We start from the raw sequence: 24,648 nt of genomic DNA on the forward strand, positions 1-24,648 counted from the left end.
CGACGGTGGCGGAACGTAGCACGGCTGCCGTCGACGTGGCCGACAACGACGGCGACGAGCCGTCTGCCGCTCAGGCGGCGAAGGCCACGTCCGACGGGGTGGACACCCAGAACGGACGAGCCGCGGACGGACCCATGCCCGACAAGGACGGCGAACGCACGAACACGGCCTCCACGGCCGCACCCGAACTCCACAGCGGTCACAAGCTCGCCAGACGCTACCGGCTGGAAGAGTGCGTCACCCGTGTGGACGGATTCAGCAGTTGGCGCGCGATGGACGAGAAGCTGCGCCGGGCCGTGGGCGTCCATCTGATGCCGGCCGACCACTCACGGGCGCGCGCCGTACTGGCCGCCGCCCGCTCGTCCGCCCTCCTCGGCGACCCGCGCTTCGTCCAGGTCCTCGATGCCGTCGAGGAGAACGACCTCGTCTACGTCGTCCACGAGTGGCTGCCCGACGCCACCGAGCTCACCGCCCTGCTCGCCGTGGGCCCGCTGGAGCCGCACGAGGCCTACCAACTGGTCAGCCAGGTCTCCCAGGCGATGGCAGCCGCGCACCGCGAGGGCCTCGCCCACCTTCGCCTCACGCCGAGCGCGATACTGCGCACGTCCACGGGCCAATGGCGCATCCGAGGCCTGGCCGTGAACGCCGCGCTGCGCGGCATCACCAGCGAGACCCCGCAGCGGGCCGACACCGAAGCCATCGGCGCCCTGTTGTACGCGGCCCTCACCCAGCGCTGGCCCTACGAGAGCGATGCGTACGGTCTCACCGGTCTGCCCAAGGGCGTCGGTCTCATCGCCCCCGACCAGGTCCGCGCGGGCGTCCACCGGGGCCTGGGCGAGCTCGCCATGCGTGCGCTCGCCAACGACGGGGCCACTGCCTCCCGCCAGGAGCCGGCCTGCACCACCCCGGAAGAGCTGTCCAAGGCCGTGGCCGCGATGCCCCGTATCCGGCCGCCGGAGCCGGCCTTCACGGCCCCGCCGGAGTACCAGCACACCACCTACCAGCAGGGCAGCTACGGCCGCACCACGCCGTCCGGCGTGACCACCGTCCAGCGCACCGTCGTGCCCCCGCCGGCGCCGTTGCAGAGCCGCACCGGCCGCGCGCTCAAGTGGGGCGTCGCCGCCCTGCTCATCGCCGCCCTCGGCCTGGGCAGCTGGCAACTGGCGGACACCCTCCTGGAACGCGGCACCCAGAAGGGCAACAGCGGCACGAGCAACAACAACACCAAGCCCGGCACGGACGACAGCGGGGAGAAGAAGGAGCCGACCCAGATCGCGATCACGGGTGCCCAGGAATACGCCCCCGACGGCAAACCGCAGAACCCCGAGGACGTCTCAAAGACGTACGACGAGGACGCCTCCAGCTACTGGCGCACCAAGAGCTATTTCGACGGTCCCGAAGTGAAGATCAAGGACGGCCTCGGCATCGTCTACGACCTCGGGTCCGAGCAGGAGGTCAGCGCAGCCTCGATAGCGCTGAAGCACGGCGGCTCGCACACCACCCTCACGCTGTACGCGACCGATTCCAAGTCCCCCAAGGGCTCCGTCGACTCCATGGTGAAGATCGCCGGAATTACCACCTCGGACACCAATCTCCAGCTGGCCGCCGAGAAACCGGTCAAGACGCGGTACGTGCTTGTGTGGATCACCGCCATGCCGCAGGCACCGGCCGACATGTTCAGCGACGCCGGTTACAAGCAGGCCATCACGGACGTGAAGTTCTCGGGCTGACCGCACAACCGGGAGGGGCTCACCGTTGGACGACACGACACCCGGCGCGTGCAGCGACCAGGAGCTTCTGGCGCTGCACGTGGGTGGTGATCCCGATGCCTTCGGGGAGCTCGTGCGGCGGCACCGGGACCGGTTGTGGGCCGTGGCGCTGCGGACGCTCGGGGACCGGGAGGAGGCCGCGGACGCCGTGCAGGACGCCCTGGTCTCGGCCTACCGGTCCGCGCACACCTTCCGGGGGGAGTCGGCCGTCACCACCTGGCTGCACCGGATCACCGTCAACGCGTGCCTCGACCGTGCCCGCAAGGCCGCCTCGCGCAGGACCGCGCCGCTGAACGACACGGAGCGCCTGGAGAGCCTTCTGGAGCCCCACGAGTCCGCCGAGGCACCTGCCGAGCGCCAGGACCTCCACCGCCAGCTCCTGGCCGCTCTGAGTACCCTCCCGGACGAGCAGCGGGCCGTGCTGGTCCTCGTCGACATGCAGGGATACCCCGTCGCCGAGGCCGCCGATGTCCTCGACGTACCCATCGGCACGGTGAAGAGCCGGTGCGCACGCGGGAGGGCAAAGCTCCTGCCGCTCCTCACTCATCTGCGCGCGAATGCCGGGGATAACACCGGCGCCGAGCGGGGAAGGAACCGGACGCCGGGCACGCCCGTCCCACCGGCGACGGCACAACCCCGGCAACCAGACACAGACGCTGTGAAGGGCGGAGGTGGACGACCGTGAGCCCTGCGACGGGCACGCCCGGCACGACCGGAACGATCCGGCACCCGGACGTCTCGGAGATCTCCGACCTGACCGAAGGGCTCCTCTCCCCGTCCCGTACCGGGGAAATCCGCCGTCACCTGGAAGGCTGCGCCCTGTGCGCCGATGTCCGCTCCTCCCTGGAGGAGATCCGCGGGCTCCTCGGCACCCTGCCCGGTCCTGCCCGCATGCCGGCGGACATCGCCGGGCGGATCGACGCGGCCCTCGCCGCCGAGGCCCTGCTCGACGCGACCCAGCCGCGGGACCAGGCCGGTCCGTCCCCCCGCCCCCGCGCTGCGGACCGCGCCGTCTCCCGTGCAGCAGCGCCCTCCGGTCACCCGACCGGCCCAACCGGTCCGGGGCGTCGCCGCGCCCGTCGCCGGATCGCCGTCCTCGGCGGTCTGGCCGGCGCCGCCGCGTGTGCTCTCGGCCTCTTCCTCTTCGTCGACTTCTCCGGTGCCCCGCACCCGCACACCGCGGCCTCGGACTCCGCCGCCCACCCACCCGTCGGCGAGGCCGCCGGCGGGACCTTCACCGCGCAGGGCCTGCAGGACAGCGTTCAGCGGCTCATCGCGCCCGGAGCGGCCGCCAAGAGTGACCCCGGCGAGCGGAACACCCCCTTCGGGCTGGACGACACCGCCGGCGCTTCCGGAGTCGCTCCCGAGGGCAAGCGGGTGGCGCCCGCGGTCGCCTCCTGCGTTCAGGACGCCACGGGCCGATCGGACGCCCCACTCGCCGCGGAGCGCGGCAGCTACCAGGGCGCCCCGGTCCATCTGCTCGTCCTGCCCCACTCCGGCGACGACTCGCGCGTGGACGCCTACCTCGTCGACACCACGTGCGAGAGCACGGGCTCCGCCGCTCCCGGAAAGGTCCTCCTGAAGAACACCTATCCGCGAAGCTGACCCGTTCAGGTCCGCACTGCGACAGGTGGGGAATGCAGGCGCCGTAGGATCCGTTGGGTGGGGTGAGAGTCCGCACCGGCCCCCGGTAGGCAGCACGCAGTCCGCAGAGACGAGGAAGAAACCCGTGAGCGACGTTCGAAACGTGATCATCATCGGCTCCGGGCCGGCCGGTTACACCGCCGCCCTGTACACCGCACGCGCTTCGCTCAAGCCCCTGGTCTTCGAGGGCGCCGTCACCGCCGGTGGCGCGCTGATGAACACCACCGAGGTGGAGAACTTCCCCGGTTTCCAGGACGGCATCATGGGCCCGGACCTGATGGACAACATGCGGGGCCAGGCCGAGCGCTTCGGCGCCGAGTTGGTTCCGGACGACATCGTGGCCGTGGACCTCACCGGCGAGATCAAGACCGTCACCGACACGGCCGGCACCGTGCACCGTGCGAAGGCCGTCATCGTCACCACGGGTTCGCAGCACCGCAAGCTCGGTCTGCCCAACGAGGACGCCCTCTCGGGCCGCGGCGTCTCCTGGTGCGCCACCTGTGACGGGTTCTTCTTCAAGGACCACGACATCGCCGTCGTCGGCGGCGGTGACACCGCGATCGAGGAGGCCACCTTCCTCTCCCGGTTCGCCAAGTCCGTCACGATCGTCCACCGGCGCGACAGCCTGCGCGCCTCCAAGGCCATGCAGGACCGCGCCTTCGCCGACCCGAAGATCAAGTTCGCCTGGGACAGCGAGGTCTCCGAGATCCGCGGTGAGCAGAAGCTCTCCGGCCTCACCCTGCGCAACACCAAGACCGGTGAGACCTCCGAGCTGCCCGTGACCGGCCTGTTCATCGCCGTCGGCCACGACCCGCGCACCGAGCTCTTCAAGGACCAGCTGGACCTTGACGACGAGGGCTACCTCAAGGTCGACGCCCCGTCCACCCGCACCAGCGTCACCGGCGTGTTCGGCGCCGGCGACGTCGTGGACCACACCTACCGTCAGGCCATCACCGCCGCGGGCACCGGCTGCTCCGCCGCCCTCGACGCCGAGCGCTTCCTCGCCGCCCTCGCGGACGCCGAGAAGGCTCACGCAGCGGTCTGACCGGTCCCACCCCGCACCAGCCCCACACACCCCACCCCGCAGGAAGAACAAGGAGGCCGCTGTGGCCGGCACCCTCAAGAACGTGACCGACGCCGACTTCGACGCCGAGGTCCTCAGGAGCGACAAGCCCGTACTTGTCGACTTCTGGGCCGCCTGGTGCGGACCGTGCCGCCAGATCGCCCCGTCTCTGGAGGCCATCGCCGCCGAATACGGCGACCAGATCGAAATCGTCAAGCTCAACATCGACGAGAACCCGGCCACCGCGGCCAAGTACGGCGTCATGTCCATCCCGACGCTCAACGTCTACAAGGGCGGCGAGGTCGCCAAGACCATCGTCGGCGCCAAGCCGAAGGCCGCCATCCTGCGTGATCTCGCTGACTTCGTCGAGGTCAAGACCGTCTGACGACGGCCGATGTTTCACGTGAAACGGGCCCACCCCCCTCGTAGGGGTTGGGCCCGTTTCCGTGTTTGCCATCAGAGCGGCCGTAGGGCCGGCTCCTTGCGCGCGCCGCCCAACAACCGGTCCAGAGCCAGCTCGACGTCTTCCTTCCAGGACAAGGTAGACCGCAATTCCAGCCGCAACCGGGGATGAGCCGGATGGGGGCGTACGGTCTTGAAGCCAACGGCCAGGAGATGGTCCGCCGGAAGCAGGCAGGCCGGGCCCTCCCACCGCGCGTCCCCGAACGCCTCGATCGCCCGGAACCCCCTGCGCAGCAGGTCCTTGGCCACTGTCTGAACCATGACCCGGCCCAGTCCCTGTCCCTGATATCCCGGCATGATCCACGCGGTGATCAGTTGGACGGCGTCCGGCGAGACCGGACTCGTCGGGAAAGCGGTGGACCGGGGGACGTACGCCGGTGGTGCATACAGCACGAACCCCACCGGAACGTCGTCCACGTAGACCACACGGCCGCAGGATCCCCACTCCAGCAGGACAGCCGAGATCCAGGCCTCCTTCTCCGTCGCCGCGGTGCCCGTCTTGACGGCGGCCTCACCGCTGACCGGATCCAGTTCCCAGAAGACGCAGGACCGGCAACGACGCGGCAGGTCTTGGAGGTTGTCCAGCGTGAGCGGTACCAGCCGACGACCCATGACGGCATCGTATCCACTGGTCCCTCGTTCTTCGACAGCAAGACGAAGGGGCGGGTCACGCCGGTTCGCACCGGCACGATCCGCCCCTCGGCCTGCCCGGGATCACTCTCCAGGCAGGCCCTGGTCCAGCACCCGGCCCTCGCCCGGTGCCAAGGTCCCCAGAATCCGCTCCAGATCCTCCATCGAAGCGAACTCGACCGTGATCTTGCCCTTCTTCTGGCCCAGGTCCACCTTCACCCGCGTCTCGAAGCGATCCGACAGCCGCGTCGCCAGCTCACTGAGCGCCGGAGACACCCGGGTTCCCGCACGCGGGCCTTTCGGCTTCACCGCGCTCGAAGGCTCCGAACCCATCAGCGTCACGATCTCCTCGACCGCACGTACCGACAGCCCCTCGGCCACGATCCGGTGCGCCAGCCGGTCCTGCTCCGCAGAATCCTCCACTGAGAGCAGCGCTCGCGCGTGCCCCGCCGAGAGCACACCGGCAGCCACCCGGCGCTGCACCGGCGGCGACAGCTTCAGCAGTCGCAGGGTGTTCGACACCTGAGGGCGGGAACGGCCGATCCGATCGGCCAGCTGGTCGTGCGTGCAATTGAAGTCCTGGAGCAGCTGGTCGTAGGCCGCGGCCTCTTCCAGCGGGTTGAGCTGGGCCCGGTGAAGGTTCTCCAGCAGGGCGTCCAGCAGCAGCTTCTCGTCGTCCGTCGCACGAATGATCGCCGGAATGGCCTCCAGTCCGGCTTCCCGGCAGGCACGCCAGCGCCGCTCACCCATGATCAGCTCGTACCGGCCAGGTGCAGACTGGCGCACCACGACCGGCTGGAGCAGACCCACCTCCTGGATGGAGGTCACCAGCTCGGCGAGCGCGTCTTCGTCGAACACCTCACGCGGCTGCCGCGGGTTCGGGGTGATCGTGTCCATCGGAAGCTCAGCGAACGTCGCTCCCGCCACCTCATTGGCCTCGGCCGCCGGCTCCGCAGCAGGCTCGTCCACCGGGAGAACCGCGAGCGATGTTTCACGTGAAACATCGGCCTGCGACAGAGCCGCAAGCTTCGCCGCCGCGATCCCGCGCTCGGAGGCCAGCTCCGGCACCGCCGTCGGTGACGCGGAGCCGGCTCCACTCGCCGGCAACGCCTTCTCCTGCGGAGCCTGCGGGATCAGCGCGGCGAGCCCCCGTCCCAGACCTCTACGTCGCTCACTCACTGGATCCCCTCCGCCATACTCTGCGTGCTGTTCATACCCGCGCCCAGATGGGCGTGCTGGGACTCGTACTGCATTCCGACCCCCCGATACGCGATCTCTCGCGCCGCCTCCAAGTAGGAGAGGGAACCACTGGAACCCGGGTCATACGTGAGCACCGTCTGCCCGTAGCTGGGTGCCTCGGAGATGCGCACCGACCGGGGGATGCTCGTCCGGAGCACTTCCTTGCCGAAGTGGCTGCGCACCTCGTCCGCCACCTGCGACGCGAGCCGGGTCCTGCCGTCGTACATCGTCAGCAGGATCGTCGACACATGGAGGGCCGGGTTGAGGTGGGCCCGCACCAGATCGACGTTGCGCAGCAGCTGGCCCAGGCCCTCCAGCGCGTAGTACTCGCACTGGATCGGGATGAGGACTTCAGCGCCGGCCACCAGGGCGTTCACCGTCAGCAGGCCGAGCGAGGGCGGGCAGTCGATCAGGATGTAGTCGAGGGGCTGGTCGTACGCCTGGATCGCCCGCTGGAGCCGGCTCTCCCTCGCCACCAGCGACACCAGCTCAATCTCCGCACCCGCCAGATCGATCGTGGCCGGAGCGCAGAAGAGCCCCTCCACGTCGACCACCGGTTGGACGACCTCCAGCAGGGGCCGGCTATCCACGAGGACGTGGTAGATGGACGGAACGTCGGCGTGGTGATCGATGCCCAGAGCGGTGGATGCGTTCCCCTGCGGGTCGAGGTCGACCACGAGGACCCGGGCCCCGTTCAGAGCCAGCGAGGCCGCCAGGTTCACGGTCGTCGTGGTCTTGCCCACGCCGCCCTTCTGGTTGGCGACCACGATGACGCGGGTCTGCTCCGGGCGCGGCATGGCCGCACCGGAACGTCCCATCGCCTCTACCGCCAGCTGGGCGGATCGGCCGACAGGCGTCTCGTTGTCCACGAGAGGTGGGGGTGATGTTTCACGTGAAACATCCTCACCCACGCGTTCAGAGCGGGGACCGGGGACCGGGTCGGCCATCGGCCCCGCGAGGTTGGCGTCGGACCGCACGGTGTCACTCTCCTCGACATCAGGCTCGCGATGAGCAGAGCCTGCCATGTCACCGGGGTCGCGAACCAGCGGGGCCCGTACTCCTGTGGATGAATCCACCGATGTGGACAACTCCGTCCCCCTTCCCTCCTTGCGCTGGAGGGGGGACGCAGCCGCACGACCGCGGCTGATGATTCCGTGCAGCAGAGAGCGACGTTTCACGTGAAACACGATGCCCGGACGGAGTCTTCAGGCCTCTACGACACTCCGAAATGCATACCTACAGGGCCCAACACGGACGAAATCTCCGTGCGGGCCCCACACAACCAGCGAATCAACGACGCCGGCGAGACCTGCCGACCCTGGCAGCCTTAGCCCGCTTGGCCGCGAACCTCACCCCACCGGGGCTTTCTCCGACCTCGACCCGGACCACCGTCGACAGCGGATCCACCAGGCCCTCGCCCACCTGCAGCACCGAGGTCTTCACCACACCGAGCTTGGTCAGCGCCGTCTTCGCCGACACCAGCTCCTCCTCGGCGGTGTCGCCCTTGAGGGCCAGCATCTCGCCGTACGGACGCAGCAGGGGCACGCCCCAGCCGGCCAGCCGGTCCAACGGAGCCACTGCACGCGCCGTCACCACGTGCACCGGCTGGAGCTTGCCGAGGACCTCCTCGGCCCGTCCGCGCATGACCGTGACGTGGTCGAGGCCCAGCAGTTCCACGGCCTCCTGGAGGAAGGTCGTCCGCCGCAGCAGCGGCTCAAGCAATGTGATCTTGAGATCCCGTCGCACCAGCGCGAGCGGGATACCGGGCAGACCCGCACCCGAGCCCACGTCGCACACGGTGACGCCCTGGGGCACCACCTCCGACAGCACTGCGCAGTTCAGCAGGTGCCGCTCCCACAGCCGCGGCACCTCACGCGGCCCGATCAGGCCGCGCTTGACTCCCGCGTCCGCGAGCAGCTCGGCATACCGCACAGCTTCCGGGAAAAACTCACCGAACACCGCGCGCGCCTCCTCGGGCGCCTCGGGAAGCTCAGCTGCCTCCGTCACGGGACCGTCCTTCCGTACCTCGTGGTTCTGAGGACCACGTATTCAAGATGCCGTGTCGTTCACATGCCAGGCTGACAAACATCGGCCCCGCCTGCGACACAGACGGGGCCGAGCATTCATGCCGGCGATCAGGCCGGGAGCACAACGACGAAGCGCTGCGGCTCCTCGCCCTCGGACTCGCTCCGCAGACCGGCGGCCGCCACGGCGTCGTGGACGACCTTCCGCTCGAACGGGGTCATCGGAGCCAGCTTCAGCGGCTCGCCGGACGCCTTCACATCAGCTGCCGCCTTCGCGCCCAGAGCCGCCAGCTCCTCACGCTTCTTCGCGCGGAACCCGGCGATGTCGAGCATCAGCCGGCTGCGGTCCCCGGTCTCCCGGTGGACGGCCAGGCGGGTCAGCTCCTGCAGGGCTTCCAGGACCTCACCGTCGCGGCCCACGAGCTTCTGCAGGTCGCGGCTGGCGGAGTCACTGACGATCGACACCGCAGCACGGTCCGCCTCGACGTCCATGTCGATGTCGCCGTCCAGGTCTGCGATGTCCAGCAGACCCTCAAGGTAATCGGCCGCGATCTCACCCTCCTGCTCGAGGCGGGTCAGGGTGTCGCCACTCTCAGCGGCGGCGGTGGTGGTGCCTTCCGTCACGGGAGGGACTCCTTCTTACTTCTTGGAAGAGGGCTTGCTGGGCGTCTGGCGCTGCGATTTCGTCTGCCGCTTCGGCTGCTGCCTCTTCGCAGCACCACCGCTCGCGGCATCCGAATCGGCCGTGGCCTCGGAACTCTTGATCACCGAGCCGTCAGCCTGCGCGGCCAGGCCCTGCTTCGACAGCGCCGTGATGAACTTCCGCTCGTTGTCGTTGCGGTCCGGGCCCTTGGCCACGATGTCGGCGACGATCTTCTTCTTGCCCCGGCCCTTGACCTCACCGTGCGAGCTGGCGTGCTTGAGCAGCCGCGTCAGGTACTGGTCCTGCGCCTTGCTGCCCGGCGTCGGGTTCTGGTTGATCACGTACATCTGCTGACCCATGGTCCAGACGTTCGTGGTGAGCCAGTAGACGAGGACACCGACGGGGAAGTTGATACCCATGACCGCGAAGATCACCGGGAAGATGTACATCAGCATCTTCTGCTGCTGCATGAACGGCGTCTTGACCGACAGGTCGACGTTCTTCTGCATCAGCTGACGCTGGGTGTAGAACTGCGACAGCGACATCATGACGATCATGACCGCGGTCACGATCCGGACGTCCGTCAGCGAGGCGCCGAGGGCGGCGACCTTCTCGGAGCTGTCCATGAACTTGGCGGCGATCGGCGCACCGAAGATCTTGGCCTCACGGGCACTGTCGACGAGCTGCTGGTTGAGGACACCGATGGTCTTGCCGTCGGCGATGTTCGCCAGCACGTGGTAGAGCGCGAAGAAGAACGGCGACTGCGCCAGGATGGGAAGGCACGAGGAGAGCGGGTTGGTACCCGTCTCCTTGTACAGCTTCATCATCTCTTCGGACTGACGCTGCTTGTCGTTCTTGTAGCGCTCCTGGATCGCCTTCATCTTCGGCTGGAGCGCCTGCATGCCACGCGTCGCCTTGATCTGCTTCACGAAGAGCGGGATCAGGCAGATACGGATCAAGACCACCAGGGACACGATGGACAGGCCCCAGGCCCATCCACTGTCCGGCCCGAAGACCGCCCCGTACAACGAGTGGAACTGGACGATGATCCAGGAAACGGGTGTGGTGATAAAGCTGAACAGACCGGCGATCGTGTCCACTAATCAGGCTCCTTGAGCATTGCGAGATCTACGCAACGCACTGCGCAGCTGCTCGTGCCAACGCGGGCGTTTACGGGGTGGGACATGGTCCACGCCACCCGGGGACCACGGATTGCACCGCAGGATCCGCCAGGCGGTCAGGGCTGTCCCCTTCACCGCACCATGCCGGTCGATGGCCGTGTACCCGTAGTGCGAACACGACGGGTAGTAGCGGCACACCGGCCCGAGCAGCGGACTGATCGTCCACTGGTACAGCTTGATCAAAGCGAGCAGCGGGTACTTCATCGAGCCACGCCTCCCAGGAGCCGCGCCAGAGCGGCATCCAGGTCCCGGGCCAGTTCGTCGGGGCCGGCATCACCCGCTCCGGGCAAGGCTCGTACCACCACCAGGCTACCGGCGGGCAGCTGAGACAGCCGCTCGCGCACCAGATGGCGAAGGCGGCGCTTCACCCGGTTCCGCGTGACGGCATTGCCGACGGCCTTGCTGACGACGAAACCCGCACGCGACGAGGGATCGATCTCCCCCGACTCGTGCGGGTCCGTTGCACCGCTTGTACGTAGGTGGACGACGAGGAGTGGGCGACCGGCCCGACGTCCTCGGCGTACCGCGCTCGCGAATTCCTCGCGCCGCCTCAGCCGATTCTCGGGAGACAGCACGACGTCACGACCTGAGCGTTGTTACGCGGACAGGGCGGCGCGGCCCTTGGAACGGCGGTTCGCCAGGATCGCGCGGCCGGCGCGGGTACGCATCCGCAGGCGGAAGCCGTGGGTCTTGGCGCGACGGCGGTTGTTCGGCTGGAAGGTGCGCTTGCTCACTCGGGGGCTCCAGAGAATGAATCGTTGTGGCGGGACATCGCCTGGCTGTCACCGTGCGCCCACGAGGAAACTCGCGTGTTCGCCCGAGTGGCACCGCTAATTGATCACTATCAGTGACCTTCGCCCATCGGTAGGCAGGCGGCAGCAGCCATCGACAACTCGACCTCGTTACGGTACGCGCGGCTACGCCATCCGGTCAAACCGAGCCTGCCCCACCCTCCACTGTGCACAGGCTGTGGACAACGACTTGAACCGCGGCCTCTGGCCTGACTACCGTTGCCTGACCCCGGATTTTTTGTCCCGACCGTCCCAAAGAACCACACATTCGTGGGACCCCTGTGAGAGAGCGTGCTCTGTGGCTGACGTACCTGCCGATCTTGCCGCAGTGTGGCCAAGGGTGCTCGAGAAGCTCCTCGGTGAGGGACAGCCGGGCATCGAGCCCAAGGACAAGCAGTGGGTCGAGCGGTGTCAGCCCCTGGCACTCGTCGCCGACACCGCCCTGCTCGCCGTCCCCAACGAATGGGGCAAGCGCGTCCTCGAAGGCCGCCTCGCCCCGCTGATCAGCGATGCGCTCAGCCGGGAGTGCGGCCGCCCCATCCGGATCGCCATCACCGTGGACGACTCCGCCGGCGAGCCCGCCCCCGCCGCTCCTCCCGCCCAGCAGCCCGGCGGCTACGAACCGTACGGCGGCCAGCGTCCGGGCGGCGGCGGTCCCCCGGACGACCAGCTCCCCGCGGCCCGCCCGGCCTATCCGGACTACCAGCAGCCACGCCCCGAGCCCGGCGCGTGGCCCCGCGGCGGGCAGCAGGACGACTACGGCTGGCAGCAGCCGCGGCTGGGCGGCTTCCCCGAACGCGACCCCTACGCTTCCCCGCAGCCGGGCTACCTCCAGCAGGCCGAGTCCTCGGGCTACGACCAGCAGAAGTACGACCCGCCCTCCTATGACAAGGGCTCCTACGAACAGCAGCAGTACGAGCAGTCGCCGTACGAGCAGCAGTCGCACCAGCCCCATCAATCCCATCAATACGAGCAGCAGTCGTACGAGCAGCCCGCACCGCGCCCGGCCCCCGGCCGGCCCGCACCGCCCCCGGTCCCGTCCGGCGGCTCCACGTCGGGCCCGCTGGAGCCGACCGCCCGACTGAACCCCAAGTACCTCTTCGACACGTTCGTCATCGGTGCGTCCAACCGCTTCGCGCACGCCGCCGCGGTGGCGGTCGCCGAGGCGCCGGCGAAGGCGTACAACCCGCTCTTCGTCTACGGGGAGTCGGGCCTCGGCAAGACGCACCTGCTGCACGCCATCGGGCACTACGCCAGGAGCCTCTACCCGGGCACCCGCGTGCGGTACGTGAGCTCCGAGGAGTTCACCAACGAGTTCATCAACTCGATCCGCGACGGCAAGGGCGACGCGTTCCGCAAGCGCTACCGCGAGATGGACATCCTGCTCGTCGACGACATCCAGTTCCTCGCGAGCAAGGAGTCGACGCAGGAGGAGTTCTTCCACACCTTCAACACGCTCCACAACGCGAACAAGCAGATCGTCCTCTCCTCCGACCGGCCGCCCAAGCAGCTCGTCACCCTGGAGGACCGGCTGCGCAACCGCTTCGAGTGGGGCCTGATCACAGATGTCCAGCCCCCCGAGCTGGAGACCCGCATCGCGATCCTGCGCAAGAAGGCGGTCCAGGAACAGCTCAACGCCCCTCCGGAGGTGCTGGAGTTCATCGCCTCCCGGATCTCGCGCAACATCCGGGAGCTGGAGGGAGCGCTGATCCGGGTCACGGCCTTCGCGAGCCTCAACCGGCAGCCGGTCGACCTGGGCCTCACCGAGGACGTTCTGAAGAACCTGATCCCCGGCGGCGAGGACAGCGCACCGGAGATCACCGCCAGCGACATCATGGCGGCCACCGCGGACTACTTCGGCCTGACCGTGGACGACCTGTGCGGCTCCTCGCGCAGCCGGGTGCTGGTCACCGCGCGGCAGATCGCCATGTACCTGTGCCGTGAGCTCACCGACCTGTCGCTGCCCAAGATCGGGGCGCAGTTCGGCGGCCGCGACCACACCACGGTCATGCACGCGGACCGCAAGATCCGCGCTCTGATGGCCGAGCGGCGCTCCATTTACAACCAGGTCACGGAGCTCACCAACCGCATCAAGAACGGCTGAGCGCGAGCCCCTGGTCGGCTGGACAGGTCCCGCCTCAACCCTCCTTCAAACACATTCAGAGGGCGCTCCCGGTCCACAACGGGGGCGCCCTTCTTCGTGCGTGCGCCCCTGACCTGTTCGAATACGCCCCCTGGGGAGCAACTCATCCACAGATTCGGCGACTTTCTTCCGTCCACACCCTGGGGACTGTCCGCGTCACCCACAATCTGTCCACAGGGGTGCCGGGTGAGGATCCATCAGACCAGGTCAGGACCCTGTGGATTTGTGCGCAACCGCCATCCACACCCTGTGGACAACCATCTCGTCCACACCCCCGCCCCCGCCGTTGTCCACCGCCACCCCACAGGTTCCCTCATGCTGTGCACAGGTTTCCCGGACTTCTCCACACCCTTGTCCACTGTTCGGCAACCCGCCACCCCCTCTCACCGCCCGGAGTGAAAGCCGTCACACGGATGTAGACGTTTGGGCTGTGGAGTAACGGGGGAAAGCTGGGGACACACCTGTGGAGTAGTCGGGGCCACCTGGGGACAGCCTGTGCAGAACTTTTCGTTCTCCACAGGGACACCGTGTTGTCCACCGGTGCCACCCACAGGGCCGGTGGATAAAAAACGCCCTCTGACCTGCAGCAACAGGGTTATCCACCGTTTCCACAGGCCCTACTACTACCCCCATGGAGAGTGAGGCCGGTTTCGGTTTTCAAGCAGGACCTGTGCACAACTCGCCGGTCGTCCGTCCCGGCACCTCGCTCCCGACTTGACCTCCGGCCGCAGCGAGTGTCGGCGCCGTACGTCAGACTGGTCCCCGGCGTCGGTCGAGGCATCGACGAGCCGACGACGAAGGCCGGCAGACGAGCGAGCAACAGCAGGAGGCGGTTCCGGTGAAGATCCGGGTGGAGCGCGACGTACTCGCGGAGGCGGTGGCCTGGGCGGCCCGCAGCCTCCCGGCCCGGCCGCCGGTGCCCGTCCTCGCGGGCCTGCTGCTCAAGGCCGAGGACGGCACCCTGAGCCTCTCCGGCTTCGACTACGAGGTTTCGGCCCGGGTCTCGGTCGAGGCGGACGTCGAGGAGGACGGCACCGTCCTGGTGTCCGGCCGGCTGCTCGCCGACATCTGCCGCGCCCTCCCCAACCGGCCGGTGGAGATTTCCACAGACGGTGTGCGGGCGACCGTGGTCTGCGGCTCCTCGCGATTCACACTCCACACCCTTCCTGTGGAGGAGTACCCGGCGCTGCCGCAGATGCCGACCGCGACCGGCACCGTGTCCGGCGAGGTCTTCGCCGCCGCTGCCAAGCAGGTGGCCACCGCCGCGGGTCGCGACGACACGCTGCCCGTGCTGACCGGTGTGCGCATCGAGATCGAGGGCGACCGCGTCACCCTGGCCTCCACCGACCGCTACCGCTTCGCGGTCCGCGAGTTCCTGTGGAAGCCGGAGAACCCGGAGGCGTCGGCGGTGGCCCTGGTGCCCGCCAAGACGCTCCAAGAGATCGCCAACTCGCTGACCAGCGGTGACACCGTGACCCTGGCCCTTTCCGGCTCCGGTGCGGGCGAGGGCCTGATCGGTTTCGAGGGCGCCGGCCGCCGTACCACCACCCGGCTGCTCGAGGGCGACCTGCCCAAGTACCGGACGCTCTTCCCGACCGAGTTCAACTCCGTCGCCGTGATCGAGACCGCCCCCTTCGTCGAGGCCGTCAAGCGTGTGGCCCTGGTGGCCGAGCGCAACACCCCGGTCCGCCTGAGCTTCGAGCAGGGCGTCCTGATCCTGGAGGCCGGCTCCTCCGACGACGCACAGGCTGTGGAAAGGGTCGACGCCCAGCTGGACGGCGACGACATCTCGATCGCCTTCAACCCGACCTTCCTGCTGGACGGCCTCAGCGCGATCGCCTCGCCGGTGGCCCAGCTCAGCTTCACCACGTCGACCAAGCCGGCACTGCTCAGCGGCCGCCCCGCGGTCGACGCCGAGGCGGACGAGGCCTACAAGTACCTGATCATGCCGGTGCGGCTGTCCGGCTGACGCACCACCCTTCGACGCCGGGCCCGGGTCCCGCACGCTGCTGCGGTCCGGGCCCGGCGCCGTCCACGGGCCGGTGAGGGCACCGTGGGAAACCAGGAAACCCGGAAAGCCGGACCGGTCGCCATGGAGCGCCCGCGGGGCCGGCCGACGCGGCCCGGCGTAGGCTCGGATCCGGTGGGCGACCCCTGCGCGTCCTGCGAGGACACGGCCGGGGCAGCCCCGGCAAAGACGGCCACAACGCTTAAGGAACCACCTGATGGAGCTTGGTCTCGTCGGTCTCGGCAAGATGGGCGGCAACATGCGCGAGCGCATCCGCCGCGCAGGCCACACCGTCATCGGATACGACCGCAACCCGGACCTCGCGGATGTCCACAGCCTCCGGGAACTCGTGGACAGCCTGCAGGCCCCCCGCGTCGTGTGGGTCATGGTCCCCGCCGGCGCGGCGACGCAGTCCACCATCGACGAGCTGGGCGAGCTGCTCTCGATCGGCGACGTCGTCGTCGACGGCGGCAACTCCCGCTGGACGGACGACGAGAAGCACGCCGAGGAGCTGGCGGCCAAGGGCATCGGCTTCGTCGACTGCGGTGTCTCCGGCGGCGTGTGGGGGCTGGAGAACGGCTACGCGCTGATGTACGGCGGCGCCAAGGACCACGTCGCACGCGTCCAGCCGGTCTTCGACGCCCTCAAGCCCGAGGGCGACTTCGGCGCGGTGCACGCCGGCAAGGTCGGTGCGGGCCACTTCGCGAAGATGGTTCACAACGGCATCGAGTACGCCATGATGCAGGCCTACGCCGAGGGCTGGGAGCTCCTGGAGAAGGTGGACTCGGTCACCGACGTCCGCGAGGTCTTCCGCTCCTGGCAGGAGGGCACGGTCATCCGTTCCTGGCTGCTGGACCTGGCCGTGAACGCCCTCGACGAGGACGAGCACCTGGAGCGGCTGAAGGGCTTCGCGCAGGACTCCGGTGAGGGACGCTGGACGGTGGAGGCGGCGATCGACAACGCCGTGCCGCTGCCCGCGATCACCGCGTCGCTGTTCGCCCGGTTCGCCTCGCGCCAGGAGGACTCCCCGCAGATGAAGATGATCGCCGCCCTGCGCAACCAGTTCGGCGGGCACGCGGTCGAGAAGGCCTAGCCGCCCGCGGCCGGGCAGCAGCACAGCACCACGAAGAGCAGTAGGGAAGCCGGGGGAGGTCGGCGCCGTATGCATGTTTCGCATCTCTCATTGGCCGACTTCCGCTCGTACGCCCGGGCCGAGGTTCCCCTCGACCCGGGCGTCACCGCTTTCGTGGGCCCCAACGGCCAGGGCAAGACCAACCTCGTCGAGGCGGTCGGCTACCTCGCGACTTTGGGCAGCCACCGCGTCTCCTCGGACGCGCCCCTCGTCCGCATGGGCGCGGACCGGGCGGTCGTCCGCGCGGCCGTCACCCAGGGCGAGCGCCAGCAGCTGGTCGAGCTGGAGCTGAACCCCGGCCGCGCCAACCGGGCCCGCATCAACCGGTCCTCCCAGGTCAGGCCGCGGGACGTGCTGGGGATCGTGCGGACGGTGCTGTTCGCGCCGGAGGACCTGGCCCTGGTCAAGGGCGACCCGGGCGAGCGGCGGAGGTTCCTGGACGAGCTGGTCACCGCGCGCTCCCCGCGGATGGCCGGGGTCCGCTCCGACTACGAGCGCGTCCTCAAGCAGCGCAACACCCTGCTGAAGTCCGCGGCGATGGCCCGCCGGCACGGCGGCCGCCAGGGGGCATCCTCCGGACGGGGTTCGGGGGCGGACCTGTCCACGCTCGACGTGTGGGACCAGCACCTCGCGCGCGCCGGCGCCGAGCTGCTCGCGCAGCGCCTGGAGCTGGTCGGGACGCTGCTGCCGCTGGCGGACAAGGCCTACGAGCAGCTCGCACCCGGCGGCGGCCCGCTGGGGCTGGCGTACAAGTGCTCGGCCGGCGAGCCGGTGGACGGCGGCGCGGCACGCACCCGCGAGGCCCTCTACGAGGTGCTGCTGGCCGCGCTCGGCGAGGCGCGCAAGCAGGAGATCGAGCGCGGGGTGACCCTGGTCGGCCCGCACCGCGACGACGTGGTTCTGCGGCTGGGGGAGCTGCCCGCCAAGGGCTACGCCAGCCACGGCGAGTCCTGGTCGTACGCGCTGGCGCTGCGGCTGGCCTCCTACGAGCTGCTGCGCTCCGAGGGCAGTGAGCCGGTGCTGATCCTGGACGACGTCTTCGCGGAACTGGACGCCCGCCGCCGGGAGCGGCTGGCGGAGCTGGTGGCGCCGGGCGAGCAGGTGCTCGTGACGGCGGCCGTGGACGACGACGTCCCGGGGGTGCTGGTGGGGGCACGGTTCGGGGTGTCCGGCGGCGAGGTGACCCGGTTGTGAACGAGCAAGGCAAGGACCCGCAGCAGCGGCGCAGGGCTCCGGAGGCCTCCGGGGTGGATCTGGCCCGCCAGGCCCTCGCCGCGGCGCGGGAGCAGGCGCGGGCCCGGGGCAACGCGGCGATCGGCCGCAAGCACCAGCAGCCCGGGCTGAGGTCGGGCGCCCGTGCGGACGGCCGCGACCCGATGCCGCTGATGGCCGCGCTGGACCGGCTGCGCACCGAGCGCGGCTGGGAGATGCCGATGGCGGTGGCGGGCGTGATGGAGCGCTGGCCGGAGATCGTCGGCCCCGAGATCGCGGCGCACTGTGAACCACAGCGGTACGAGAACCGTGAGCTGGTCGTGAGGTGCGACTCCTCGGCGTGGGCGGCGCAGCTGAAGCTGTTGGCCCCGCAGCTGGTGGCGCGGCTGAACGCGGATCTGGGGCAGGGCACGGTCCGCCTGATCAAGGTGCAGGGCCCGGGTGGACGTCCGAAGGGGTACGGGCCCTGGCGGGCTCCCGGGAGCACCGGACCGGGCGACACCTACGGGTGAGTAGCGTCCACGGGCGGCCTTCGCGGCCGCCTCGGCGGGTGGCGTCCCTCACGGTAGCCGGAGGTTGACAGCCCGAAGCGCTGGAGGCCCGCGTGAGCCACTTAGAGCCCCTGCCCGGATGTGGGGAGTCGGAGAGTGGAGGTTCAGGGCGGCACATGCGGACTCAGGTACCGGCAAACCCCCATTCATGTCCGTGGTGCCGGTAGACTGGAGCAAATCCCGCCCGTTCGCGGGATTACGCAGACAACGCAGATCGACGCGGCCGCTCCCGCCGGCGCACTTGCTGGTCCGGAGTACGGGCTGCGCTGTGCCAGAAAGGGCGCTTCGTGGCCGATTCCGGCGACTCCAACGAGAAGAATTACGACGCCAATGCGATCCAGGTCCTCGAGGGCCTGGACGCGGTCCGCAAGCGGCCGGGTATGTACATCGGCTCGACGGGTGAGCGTGGTCTTCACCACCTCGTCTACGAGGTCGTCGACAACTCGGTCGACGAGGCGCTGGCCGGGCACGCGGACACCATCGACGTGACGATCCTCGCCGACGGTGGGGTGCGCGTCGTCGACAACGGGCGCGGCATCCCGGTCGGCATCGTTCCGTCCGAGGGCAAGCCGGCCGTCGAGGTCGTCCTGACCGTGCTGCACGCGGGCGGCAAGTTCGGTGGCGGCGGCTACGCCGTCTCCGGCGGTCTGCACGGTGTCGGTGTTTCCGTCGTGAACGCCCTGTCGACCAAGGTCGCGGTCGAGGTCAAGACGGACGGGCACCGCTGGACCCAGGACTACAAGCTGGGCGTGCCGACGGCCCCGCTGGCCAAGAACGAGGAGACGGACAGGACCGGCACCTCGGTCACCTTCTGGGCCGACGGCGACATCTTCGAGACGACCGAGTACTCCTTCGAGACGCTGTCGCGGCGCTTCCAGGAGATGGCCTTCCTCAACAAGGGCCTGACCCTGACGCTGACGGACGAGCGCGAGTCGGCGAAGGCCACGGCGGGCGCGGACGACCCGGACGCGGACACGGCCGAGCCCCAGGCGCGCACGGTGAAGTACTACTACGAGGGCGGCATCGTCGACTTCGTGAAGTACCTGAACTCGCGCAAGGGCGAGCTGATCCACCCGACCGTCATCGACGTCGAGGCCGAGGACAAGGAGCGCATGCTCTCGGTCGAGATCGCGATGCAGTGGAACTCGCAGTACACCGAGGGCGTCTACTCCTTCGCGAACACGATCCACACGCACGAGGGCGGCACCCACGAGGAGGGCTTCCGCGCGGCGCTGACCGGTCTGGTCAACCGCTACGCGCGGGACAAGAAGCTGCTCCGCGAGAAGGACGACAACCTCGCCGGCGAGGACATCCGCGAGGGTCTGACGGCGATCATCTCGGTCAAGCTGGGCGAGCCGCAGTTCGAGGGTCAGACGAAGACCAAGCTGGGCAACACGGAGGCCAAGACCTTCGTGCAGAAGGTGGTCCACGAGCACCTGAACGACTGGTTCGACCGGAACCCGGTCGAGGCCGCGGACATCGTCCGCAAGGCGATCCAGGCGGCCACGGCGCGCGTCGCGGCCCGCAAGGCCCGCGACCTGACGCGCCGCAAGGGCCTGCTGGAGAGCGCCTCGCTGCCGGGCAAGCTGTCCGACTGCCAGTCGAACGACCCGACCAAGTGCGAGATCTTCATCGTCGAGGGCGACTCCGCCGGCGGCTCGGCCAAGTCCGGCCGCAACCCGATGTACCAGGCCATCCTGCCTATCCGCGGCAAGATCCTGAACGTCGAGAAGGCGCGCATCGACAAGATCCTCCAGAACACCGAGGTCCAGGCGCTGATCAGCGCCTTCGGCACCGGCGTCCACGAGGACTTCGACATCGAGAAGCTCCGCTATCACAAGATCATCTTGATGGCGGACGCCGACGTCGACGGCCAGCACATCAACACCCTGCTGCTGACCTTCCTCTTCCGCTTCATGCGCCCGCTGGTCGAGGCCGGCCACGTGTACCTGTCGCGTCCGCCGCTCTACAAGATCAAGTGGGGCCGTGACGACTTCGAGTACGCGTACTCGGACCGCGAGCGCGACGCCCTCGTGGAACTCGGCAAGCAGAACGGCAAGCGGATCAAGGAAGACTCGATCCAGCGCTTCAAGGGTCTGGGCGAGATGAACGCCGAGGAACTGCGCGTCACCACCATGGACGTGGACCACCGCGTGCTCGGCCAGGTCACCCTCGACGACGCGGCGCAGGCCGACGATCTGTTCTCGGTGCTGATGGGTGAGGACGTCGAGGCCCGGCGCTCGTTCATCCAGCGCAACGCCAAGGACGTCCGCTTCCTCGACATCTGAGTCGGCCCGACGCTGACCGCCGCCTGAAAGGATTTCTGACCAGCAATGGCCGACGAGACCACCCCCACCGCAGAGAATCCCGCGGACGAGGAGCCGCAGCTGCGCATCGAGCCCGTCGGGCTCGAGACGGAGATGCAGCGCTCCTACCTCGACTACGCGATGTCCGTCATCGTCTCGCGTGCGCTGCCCGACGTACGGGACGGCCTCAAGCCCGTCCACCGTCGTGTGCTGTACGCGATGTACGACGGCGGCTACCGGCCCGAGAAGGGCTTCTACAAGTGCGCCCGCGTCGTCGGCGACGTCATGGGCACCTACCACCCGCACGGTGACAGTTCCATCTACGACGCCCTGGTCCGCCTGGCCCAGCCGTGGTCGATGCGCATGCCGCTGGTGGACTCCAACGGCAACTTCGGCTCGCCGGGCAACGACCCGGCGGCCGCCATGCGCTACACCGAGTGCAAGCTCATGCCGCTGGCCATGGAGATGCTCCGGGACATCGACGAGGAGACCGTCGACTTCCAGGACAACTACGACGGCCGCAACCAGGAGCCGACCGTCCTCCCGGCCCGCTTCCCGAACCTGCTGGTCAACGGCAGCGCCGGCATCGCGGTCGGAATGGCCACCAACATCCCGCCGCACAACCTGCGCGAGGTCGCGGCCGGTGCCCAGTGGGCGCTGGAGCACCCGAACGCCTCGCACGAGGAGCTCCAGGACGCGCTCATCGAGCGGATCAAGGGCCCCGACTTCCCGACCGGCGCGCTCGTCGTGGGCCGCAAGGGCATCGAGGAGGCCTACCGGACCGGCCGCGGCTCCATCACGATGCGCGCGGTGGTCGAGGTCGAGGAGATCCAGAACCGCCAGTGCCTGGTGGTCACGGAGCTCCCGTACCAGACCAACCCCGACAACCTCGCGCAGAAGATCGCCGACCTGGTCAAGGACGGCAAGATCGGCGGCATCGCCGACGTCCGCGACGAGACCTCCTCGCGCACGGGCCAGCGCCTGGTGATCGTGCTCAAGCGCGACGCCGTCGCCAAGGTCGTGCTGAACAACCTCTACAAGCACACCGATCTGCAGACGAACTTCGGCGCGAACATGCTGGCGCTGGTGGACGGTGTGCCGCGCACGCTGTCGATCGACGCCTTCATCCGCCACTGGGTGACGCACCAGATCGAGGTCATCGTCCGGCGCACGCGTTTCCGCCTGCGCAAGGCGGAGGAGCGCGCCCACATCCTGCGCGGCCTGCTCAAGGCGCTGGACGCGATCGACGAGGTCATCGCGCTGATCCGGCGCAGCAACACGGTCGAGATCGCGCGCGAGGGCCTGATGGGCCTGCTGGAGATCGACGAGATCCAGGCGAACGCGATCCTGGAGATGCAGCTGCGCCGCCTCGCCGCGCTGGAGCGGCAGAAGATCGTCGCCGAGCACGACGAGCTGCAGGCCCGGATCAACGAGTACAACGCGATCCTGGCCTCCGAGGACCGCCAGCGCTCCATCGTGAGCGAGGAACTGGCGGCGCTCGTCGAGAAGTTCGGCGACGACCGGCGCTCCAAGCTGGTCCCCTTCGACGGTGACATGTCCATCGAGGACCTGATCGCCGAAGAGGACATCGTCGTCACCATCACGCACGGCGGCTACGTCAAGCGCACCAAGACCGAGGACTACCGCTCGCAGAAGCGCGGCGGCAAGGGCGTGCGCGGTACGAAGCTGAAGCAGGACGACCTGGTCGACCACTTCTTCGTCTCCACCACCCACCACTGGCTGCTGTTCTTCACGAACAAGGGCCGGGTCTACCGGTCCAAGGCGTACGAGCTGCCGGACGCCGGCCGCGACGCGCGCGGGCAGCACGTGGCGAACCTGCTGGCCTTCCAGCCGGACGAGAAGATCGCGCAGATCCTCGCGATCCGCGACTACGAGGCGGCGCCCTACCTGATCCTGGCCACCAAGGGCGGCCTGGTGAAGAAGACGGCCCTCAAGGACTACGACTCGCCCCGCTCGGGTGGCGTCATCGCCATCAACCTCCGCGAGACGGGTGCCGACGGCGCAGACGGCACCGCCGACGAGCTGATCGGTGCCGAGCTGGTGTCCTCCGAGGACGACCTGCTGCTGATCAGCAAGAAGGCGCAGTCCATCCGCTTCACCGCGACCGACGACGCGCTGCGTCCGATGGGCCGCGCGACCTCGGGCGTGAAGGGCATGAGCTTCCGGGAAGGCGACGAACTGCTCTCCATGAGCGTGGTCCGGCCCGGTACGTTCGTCTTCACCGCGACCGACGGCGGCTACGCCAAGCGGACGGCGGTCGACGAGTACCGCGTCCAGGGCCGTGGCGGTCTGGGCATCAAGGCAGCGAAGATCGTGGAGGACCGCGGGTCGCTCGTCGGGGCGCTCGTGGTGGACGAATCGGACGAGATTCTCGCCATCACGCTCAGCGGTGGTGTGATTCGTACGCGCGTCAATGAAGTCAGGGAGACCGGCCGTGACACCATGGGCGTCCAGCTGATCAACCTGGGCAAGCGCGATGCCGTGGTCGGTATCGCCCGCAACGCCGAGGCCGGTCAGGAAGCTGACGAGGTCGAGGTCGACGAGAACGAGACCGAGGGGGCCGACGCACCGGCCGCCGAGGCCGCCGAGGGCACGCAGCCTTCGGCCGGGGAGCACGAGGAGTAAGTCGTGAGTGGAGCCACGGGCGCCGGACCGGCCAGAACTGGAGCGAACGGTGCCCGTGGCCCCGCCGCGGACTCCCAGGGGGGAACCGTGACGGACACCCGAGGACCGCAGGCGCCGGACGAGGCCGAGGCCAAGCCCGCCGCCGGGGCGGAGCAGGACGGGCCTGCGCAGCCGTATCAGCCGCCGCAGGCCTACTCGGCGCCCGCGGGCCCCGGCGCGCCGCGCGCCGGCGGCGCGGCCGCCACCCAGCGCAAGCCGCGTACGCAGGTCCGTACGGCCCCCAGGACGCGCAAGGCGCGGCTGCGGGTGGCCAAGGCGGACCCGTGGTCGGTGATGAAGGTCAGCTTCCTGCTGTCGATCGCGCTGGGCATCTGCACGGTCGTGGCGGCGGCGGTGCTGTGGATGGTCATGGACGCGATGGGCGTCTTCTCGACCGTCGGCGGCACGATCAGCGAGGCGACCGGCTCGAACGAGGGCAACGGCTTCGACCTGCAGGCGTTCATGTCGCTGCCGCGCGTGCTGATCTTCACGTCGGTGATCGCGGTGATCGACGTGGTGCTGGCGACGGCGCTGGCGACGCTGGGCGCGTTCATCTACAACCTGTCGGCGGGATTCGTCGGCGGCGTCGAGCTGACCCTCGCCGAGGACGAGTAGGCCTTCCGGGGAAGCGCCGGTGACGGGTCGGATGACCTGCGCAGACGCCCGCCGGTAACCGATTTTGGCCTGACCGGGTCTGTGCGCTAATCTTCAGGAGTCAGCGCGCAGCGCGGAGGGGCTATAGCTCAGTTGGTTAGAGCGCATCCCTGATAAGGATGAGGCCACAGGTTCAAATCCTGTTAGCCCCACAGTGTTGAAGACCCCCAGGCCAAAGGCCTGGGGGTCTTCTTCGTTGGGCCAGTTGGTGAGCCGCCAGGTCACCGATCGGTATCGGTCGGTGTGTATTGTTGGGCGCCAGAAGTCCCCTACGTCAACGAAAGACGAGGTCGCGCGGTGAAGAAGCTGCTCCTGGTCGCACTGGCCGCCATCGGCGGGCTCCTCGTGTACCGCCAGATCCAGGCGGACCGCGCCGAGCAGGACCTGTGGACGGAGGCAACCGACTCCGTGCCCTCTGGTTCCGGTGTGTGAGACCGAAGGCCGAGTTCATGAAGCCCCGGCTGCCGCTGCGGCCGGGGCTTTGTGCTGCTCTGTGACGAAATCTTACGTT

Annotated in this window: 23 protein-coding genes and 1 tRNA gene; 15 read left to right on the plus strand and 9 right to left on the minus strand. The window is 68.9% G+C overall.

Going from position 1 to position 24,648, the window contains the following annotated elements:
- Positions 1 to 5 precede the first annotated feature (5 nt).
- From ACFW2G_RS05145 to trxA, 5 genes are all read left to right on the plus strand, one after another.
- Positions 6 to 1,730, plus strand: a complete 1,725-nt coding sequence (locus ACFW2G_RS05145; protein ID WP_384449074.1) for a protein kinase family protein — start codon at positions 6 to 8, stop codon at positions 1,728 to 1,730.
- 25 nt (positions 1,731 to 1,755) lie between these two features.
- Positions 1,756 to 2,454 carry an RNA polymerase sigma factor SigM gene (sigM, locus tag ACFW2G_RS05150; RefSeq protein WP_384581007.1) on the plus strand — a complete coding sequence of 233 codons (699 nt, stop codon included), beginning with the start codon at positions 1,756 to 1,758 and terminating at the stop codon, positions 2,452 to 2,454.
- Positions 2,451 to 3,374 (plus strand): hypothetical protein, encoded by a 924-nt coding sequence (locus ACFW2G_RS05155; protein ID WP_384581009.1) that lies wholly within the window; start codon positions 2,451 to 2,453, stop codon positions 3,372 to 3,374. The genes sigM and ACFW2G_RS05155 overlap by 4 nt, the downstream gene beginning before the upstream one ends.
- Before the next feature lie 124 nt (positions 3,375 to 3,498).
- The gene (gene trxB, locus ACFW2G_RS05160) at positions 3,499 to 4,458 is read left to right on the plus strand and encodes a thioredoxin-disulfide reductase (RefSeq protein ID WP_037920381.1); all 960 of its coding nucleotides are present in this window, start codon (positions 3,499 to 3,501) and stop codon (positions 4,456 to 4,458) included.
- 61 nt (positions 4,459 to 4,519) lie between these two features.
- Positions 4,520 to 4,861, plus strand: a complete 342-nt coding sequence (trxA, locus tag ACFW2G_RS05165) for a thioredoxin (protein ID WP_037920382.1) — start codon at positions 4,520 to 4,522, stop codon at positions 4,859 to 4,861.
- Positions 4,862 to 4,932: 71 nt separating this feature from the next.
- Here trxA and ACFW2G_RS05170 read toward each other — a convergent pair whose 3' ends face one another.
- From ACFW2G_RS05170 to rpmH, 9 genes are all read right to left on the minus strand, one after another.
- Entirely contained in the window at positions 4,933 to 5,550 is a 618-nt protein-coding gene (locus ACFW2G_RS05170) for a GNAT family N-acetyltransferase (RefSeq protein ID WP_384449082.1), read from the minus strand.
- A 102-nt stretch (positions 5,551 to 5,652) separates the two neighbouring features.
- Positions 5,653 to 6,747: a ParB/RepB/Spo0J family partition protein gene (locus ACFW2G_RS05175; RefSeq protein ID WP_078556264.1), complete on the minus strand. Its 1,095-nt coding sequence runs from the start codon at positions 6,745 to 6,747 to the stop codon at positions 5,653 to 5,655.
- The gene (locus ACFW2G_RS05180; RefSeq protein WP_078556266.1) at positions 6,744 to 7,832 is read right to left on the minus strand and encodes a ParA family protein; all 1,089 of its coding nucleotides are present in this window, start codon (positions 7,830 to 7,832) and stop codon (positions 6,744 to 6,746) included. Before ACFW2G_RS05180 ends, ACFW2G_RS05175 begins: the two co-directional genes overlap by 4 nt.
- Positions 7,833 to 8,097: 265 nt before the next feature.
- On the minus strand, positions 8,098 to 8,814 hold the full coding sequence (rsmG, locus tag ACFW2G_RS05185; RefSeq protein ID WP_384449089.1) for a 16S rRNA (guanine(527)-N(7))-methyltransferase RsmG: 717 nt from the start codon (positions 8,812 to 8,814) through the stop codon (positions 8,098 to 8,100).
- A 128-nt stretch (positions 8,815 to 8,942) separates the two neighbouring features.
- The gene (locus ACFW2G_RS05190; protein ID WP_030025736.1) at positions 8,943 to 9,455 is read right to left on the minus strand and encodes a R3H domain-containing nucleic acid-binding protein; all 513 of its coding nucleotides are present in this window, start codon (positions 9,453 to 9,455) and stop codon (positions 8,943 to 8,945) included.
- A gap of 15 nt (positions 9,456 to 9,470) precedes the next feature.
- Positions 9,471 to 10,574, minus strand: coding sequence for a membrane protein insertase YidC (gene yidC, locus ACFW2G_RS05195; RefSeq protein ID WP_037920393.1), 1,104 nt, complete (start codon positions 10,572 to 10,574; stop codon positions 9,471 to 9,473).
- A 3-nt stretch (positions 10,575 to 10,577) separates the two neighbouring features.
- Entirely contained in the window at positions 10,578 to 10,859 is a 282-nt protein-coding gene (yidD, locus tag ACFW2G_RS05200; protein ID WP_076043740.1) for a membrane protein insertion efficiency factor YidD, read from the minus strand.
- Positions 10,856 to 11,230: a ribonuclease P protein component gene (gene rnpA, locus ACFW2G_RS05205; protein ID WP_384449094.1), complete on the minus strand. Its 375-nt coding sequence runs from the start codon at positions 11,228 to 11,230 to the stop codon at positions 10,856 to 10,858. The genes yidD and rnpA overlap by 4 nt, the downstream gene beginning before the upstream one ends.
- Before the next feature lie 21 nt (positions 11,231 to 11,251).
- Positions 11,252 to 11,389, minus strand: coding sequence for a 50S ribosomal protein L34 (gene rpmH / locus ACFW2G_RS05210; protein ID WP_018547628.1), 138 nt, complete (start codon positions 11,387 to 11,389; stop codon positions 11,252 to 11,254).
- 397 nt (positions 11,390 to 11,786) lie between these two features.
- Between rpmH and dnaA the strand changes: the two genes are divergently transcribed.
- The 10 genes from dnaA to ACFW2G_RS05260 all read left to right on the plus strand — a co-directional run bounded on the left by dnaA (position 11,787) and on the right by ACFW2G_RS05260 (position 24,569).
- Positions 11,787 to 13,550, plus strand: a complete 1,764-nt coding sequence (gene dnaA / locus ACFW2G_RS05215; RefSeq protein WP_384449098.1) for a chromosomal replication initiator protein DnaA — start codon at positions 11,787 to 11,789, stop codon at positions 13,548 to 13,550.
- An 877-nt stretch (positions 13,551 to 14,427) separates the two neighbouring features.
- Positions 14,428 to 15,558 (plus strand): DNA polymerase III subunit beta, encoded by a 1,131-nt coding sequence (gene dnaN, locus ACFW2G_RS05220; protein ID WP_384449101.1) that lies wholly within the window; start codon positions 14,428 to 14,430, stop codon positions 15,556 to 15,558.
- A 256-nt stretch (positions 15,559 to 15,814) separates the two neighbouring features.
- Complete coding sequence (gene gnd / locus ACFW2G_RS05225) at positions 15,815 to 16,690, plus strand: phosphogluconate dehydrogenase (NAD(+)-dependent, decarboxylating) (protein WP_037920403.1); 876 nt, start codon at positions 15,815 to 15,817, stop codon at positions 16,688 to 16,690.
- Between the two features lie 69 nt (positions 16,691 to 16,759).
- Positions 16,760 to 17,923, plus strand: coding sequence for a DNA replication/repair protein RecF (gene recF / locus ACFW2G_RS05230; protein ID WP_037920404.1), 1,164 nt, complete (start codon positions 16,760 to 16,762; stop codon positions 17,921 to 17,923).
- Positions 17,920 to 18,453: a DUF721 domain-containing protein gene (locus ACFW2G_RS05235; protein WP_384449105.1), complete on the plus strand. Its 534-nt coding sequence runs from the start codon at positions 17,920 to 17,922 to the stop codon at positions 18,451 to 18,453. The genes recF and ACFW2G_RS05235 overlap by 4 nt, the downstream gene beginning before the upstream one ends.
- Before the next feature lie 305 nt (positions 18,454 to 18,758).
- Positions 18,759 to 20,780 (plus strand): DNA topoisomerase (ATP-hydrolyzing) subunit B, encoded by a 2,022-nt coding sequence (gyrB, locus tag ACFW2G_RS05240; RefSeq protein ID WP_037920407.1) that lies wholly within the window; start codon positions 18,759 to 18,761, stop codon positions 20,778 to 20,780.
- A 45-nt stretch (positions 20,781 to 20,825) separates the two neighbouring features.
- Positions 20,826 to 23,444, plus strand: a complete 2,619-nt coding sequence (gene gyrA, locus ACFW2G_RS05245) for a DNA gyrase subunit A (protein ID WP_037920409.1) — start codon at positions 20,826 to 20,828, stop codon at positions 23,442 to 23,444.
- Between the two features lie 3 nt (positions 23,445 to 23,447).
- Positions 23,448 to 24,098: a DUF3566 domain-containing protein gene (locus ACFW2G_RS05250; protein WP_078556272.1), complete on the plus strand. Its 651-nt coding sequence runs from the start codon at positions 23,448 to 23,450 to the stop codon at positions 24,096 to 24,098.
- A gap of 117 nt (positions 24,099 to 24,215) precedes the next feature.
- Positions 24,216 to 24,289 (plus strand) — tRNA-Ile (locus ACFW2G_RS05255).
- A gap of 145 nt (positions 24,290 to 24,434) precedes the next feature.
- Positions 24,435 to 24,569 carry a DLW-39 family protein gene (locus ACFW2G_RS05260; RefSeq protein ID WP_208809277.1) on the plus strand — a complete coding sequence of 45 codons (135 nt, stop codon included), beginning with the start codon at positions 24,435 to 24,437 and terminating at the stop codon, positions 24,567 to 24,569.
- Positions 24,570 to 24,648 lie beyond the last annotated feature (79 nt).

Source organism: Streptomyces sp. NPDC058880 (assembly GCF_042742535.1).
Classification (GTDB): Bacteria; Actinomycetota; Actinomycetes; order Streptomycetales; family Streptomycetaceae; genus Streptomyces.

Bases quoted from the DNA above. Each gene is read 5' to 3' on its own strand.
- ACFW2G_RS05170 (WP_384449082.1), bottom strand. From the start codon at position 5,550: ATGGGTCGTCGGCTGGTACCGCTCACGCTGGACAACCTCCAAGACCTG.
- ACFW2G_RS05180 (WP_078556266.1), bottom strand. From the start codon at position 7,832: ATGGCAGGCTCTGCTCATCGCGAGCCTGATGTCGAGGAGAGTGACACC.
- yidD (WP_076043740.1), bottom strand. From the start codon at position 10,859: ATGAAGTACCCGCTGCTCGCTTTGATCAAGCTGTACCAGTGGACGATC.
- gnd (WP_037920403.1), top strand. From the start codon at position 15,815: ATGGAGCTTGGTCTCGTCGGTCTCGGCAAGATGGGCGGCAACATGCGC.
- recF (WP_037920404.1), top strand. From the start codon at position 16,760: ATGCATGTTTCGCATCTCTCATTGGCCGACTTCCGCTCGTACGCCCGG.
- gyrA (WP_037920409.1), top strand. From the start codon at position 20,826: ATGGCCGACGAGACCACCCCCACCGCAGAGAATCCCGCGGACGAGGAG.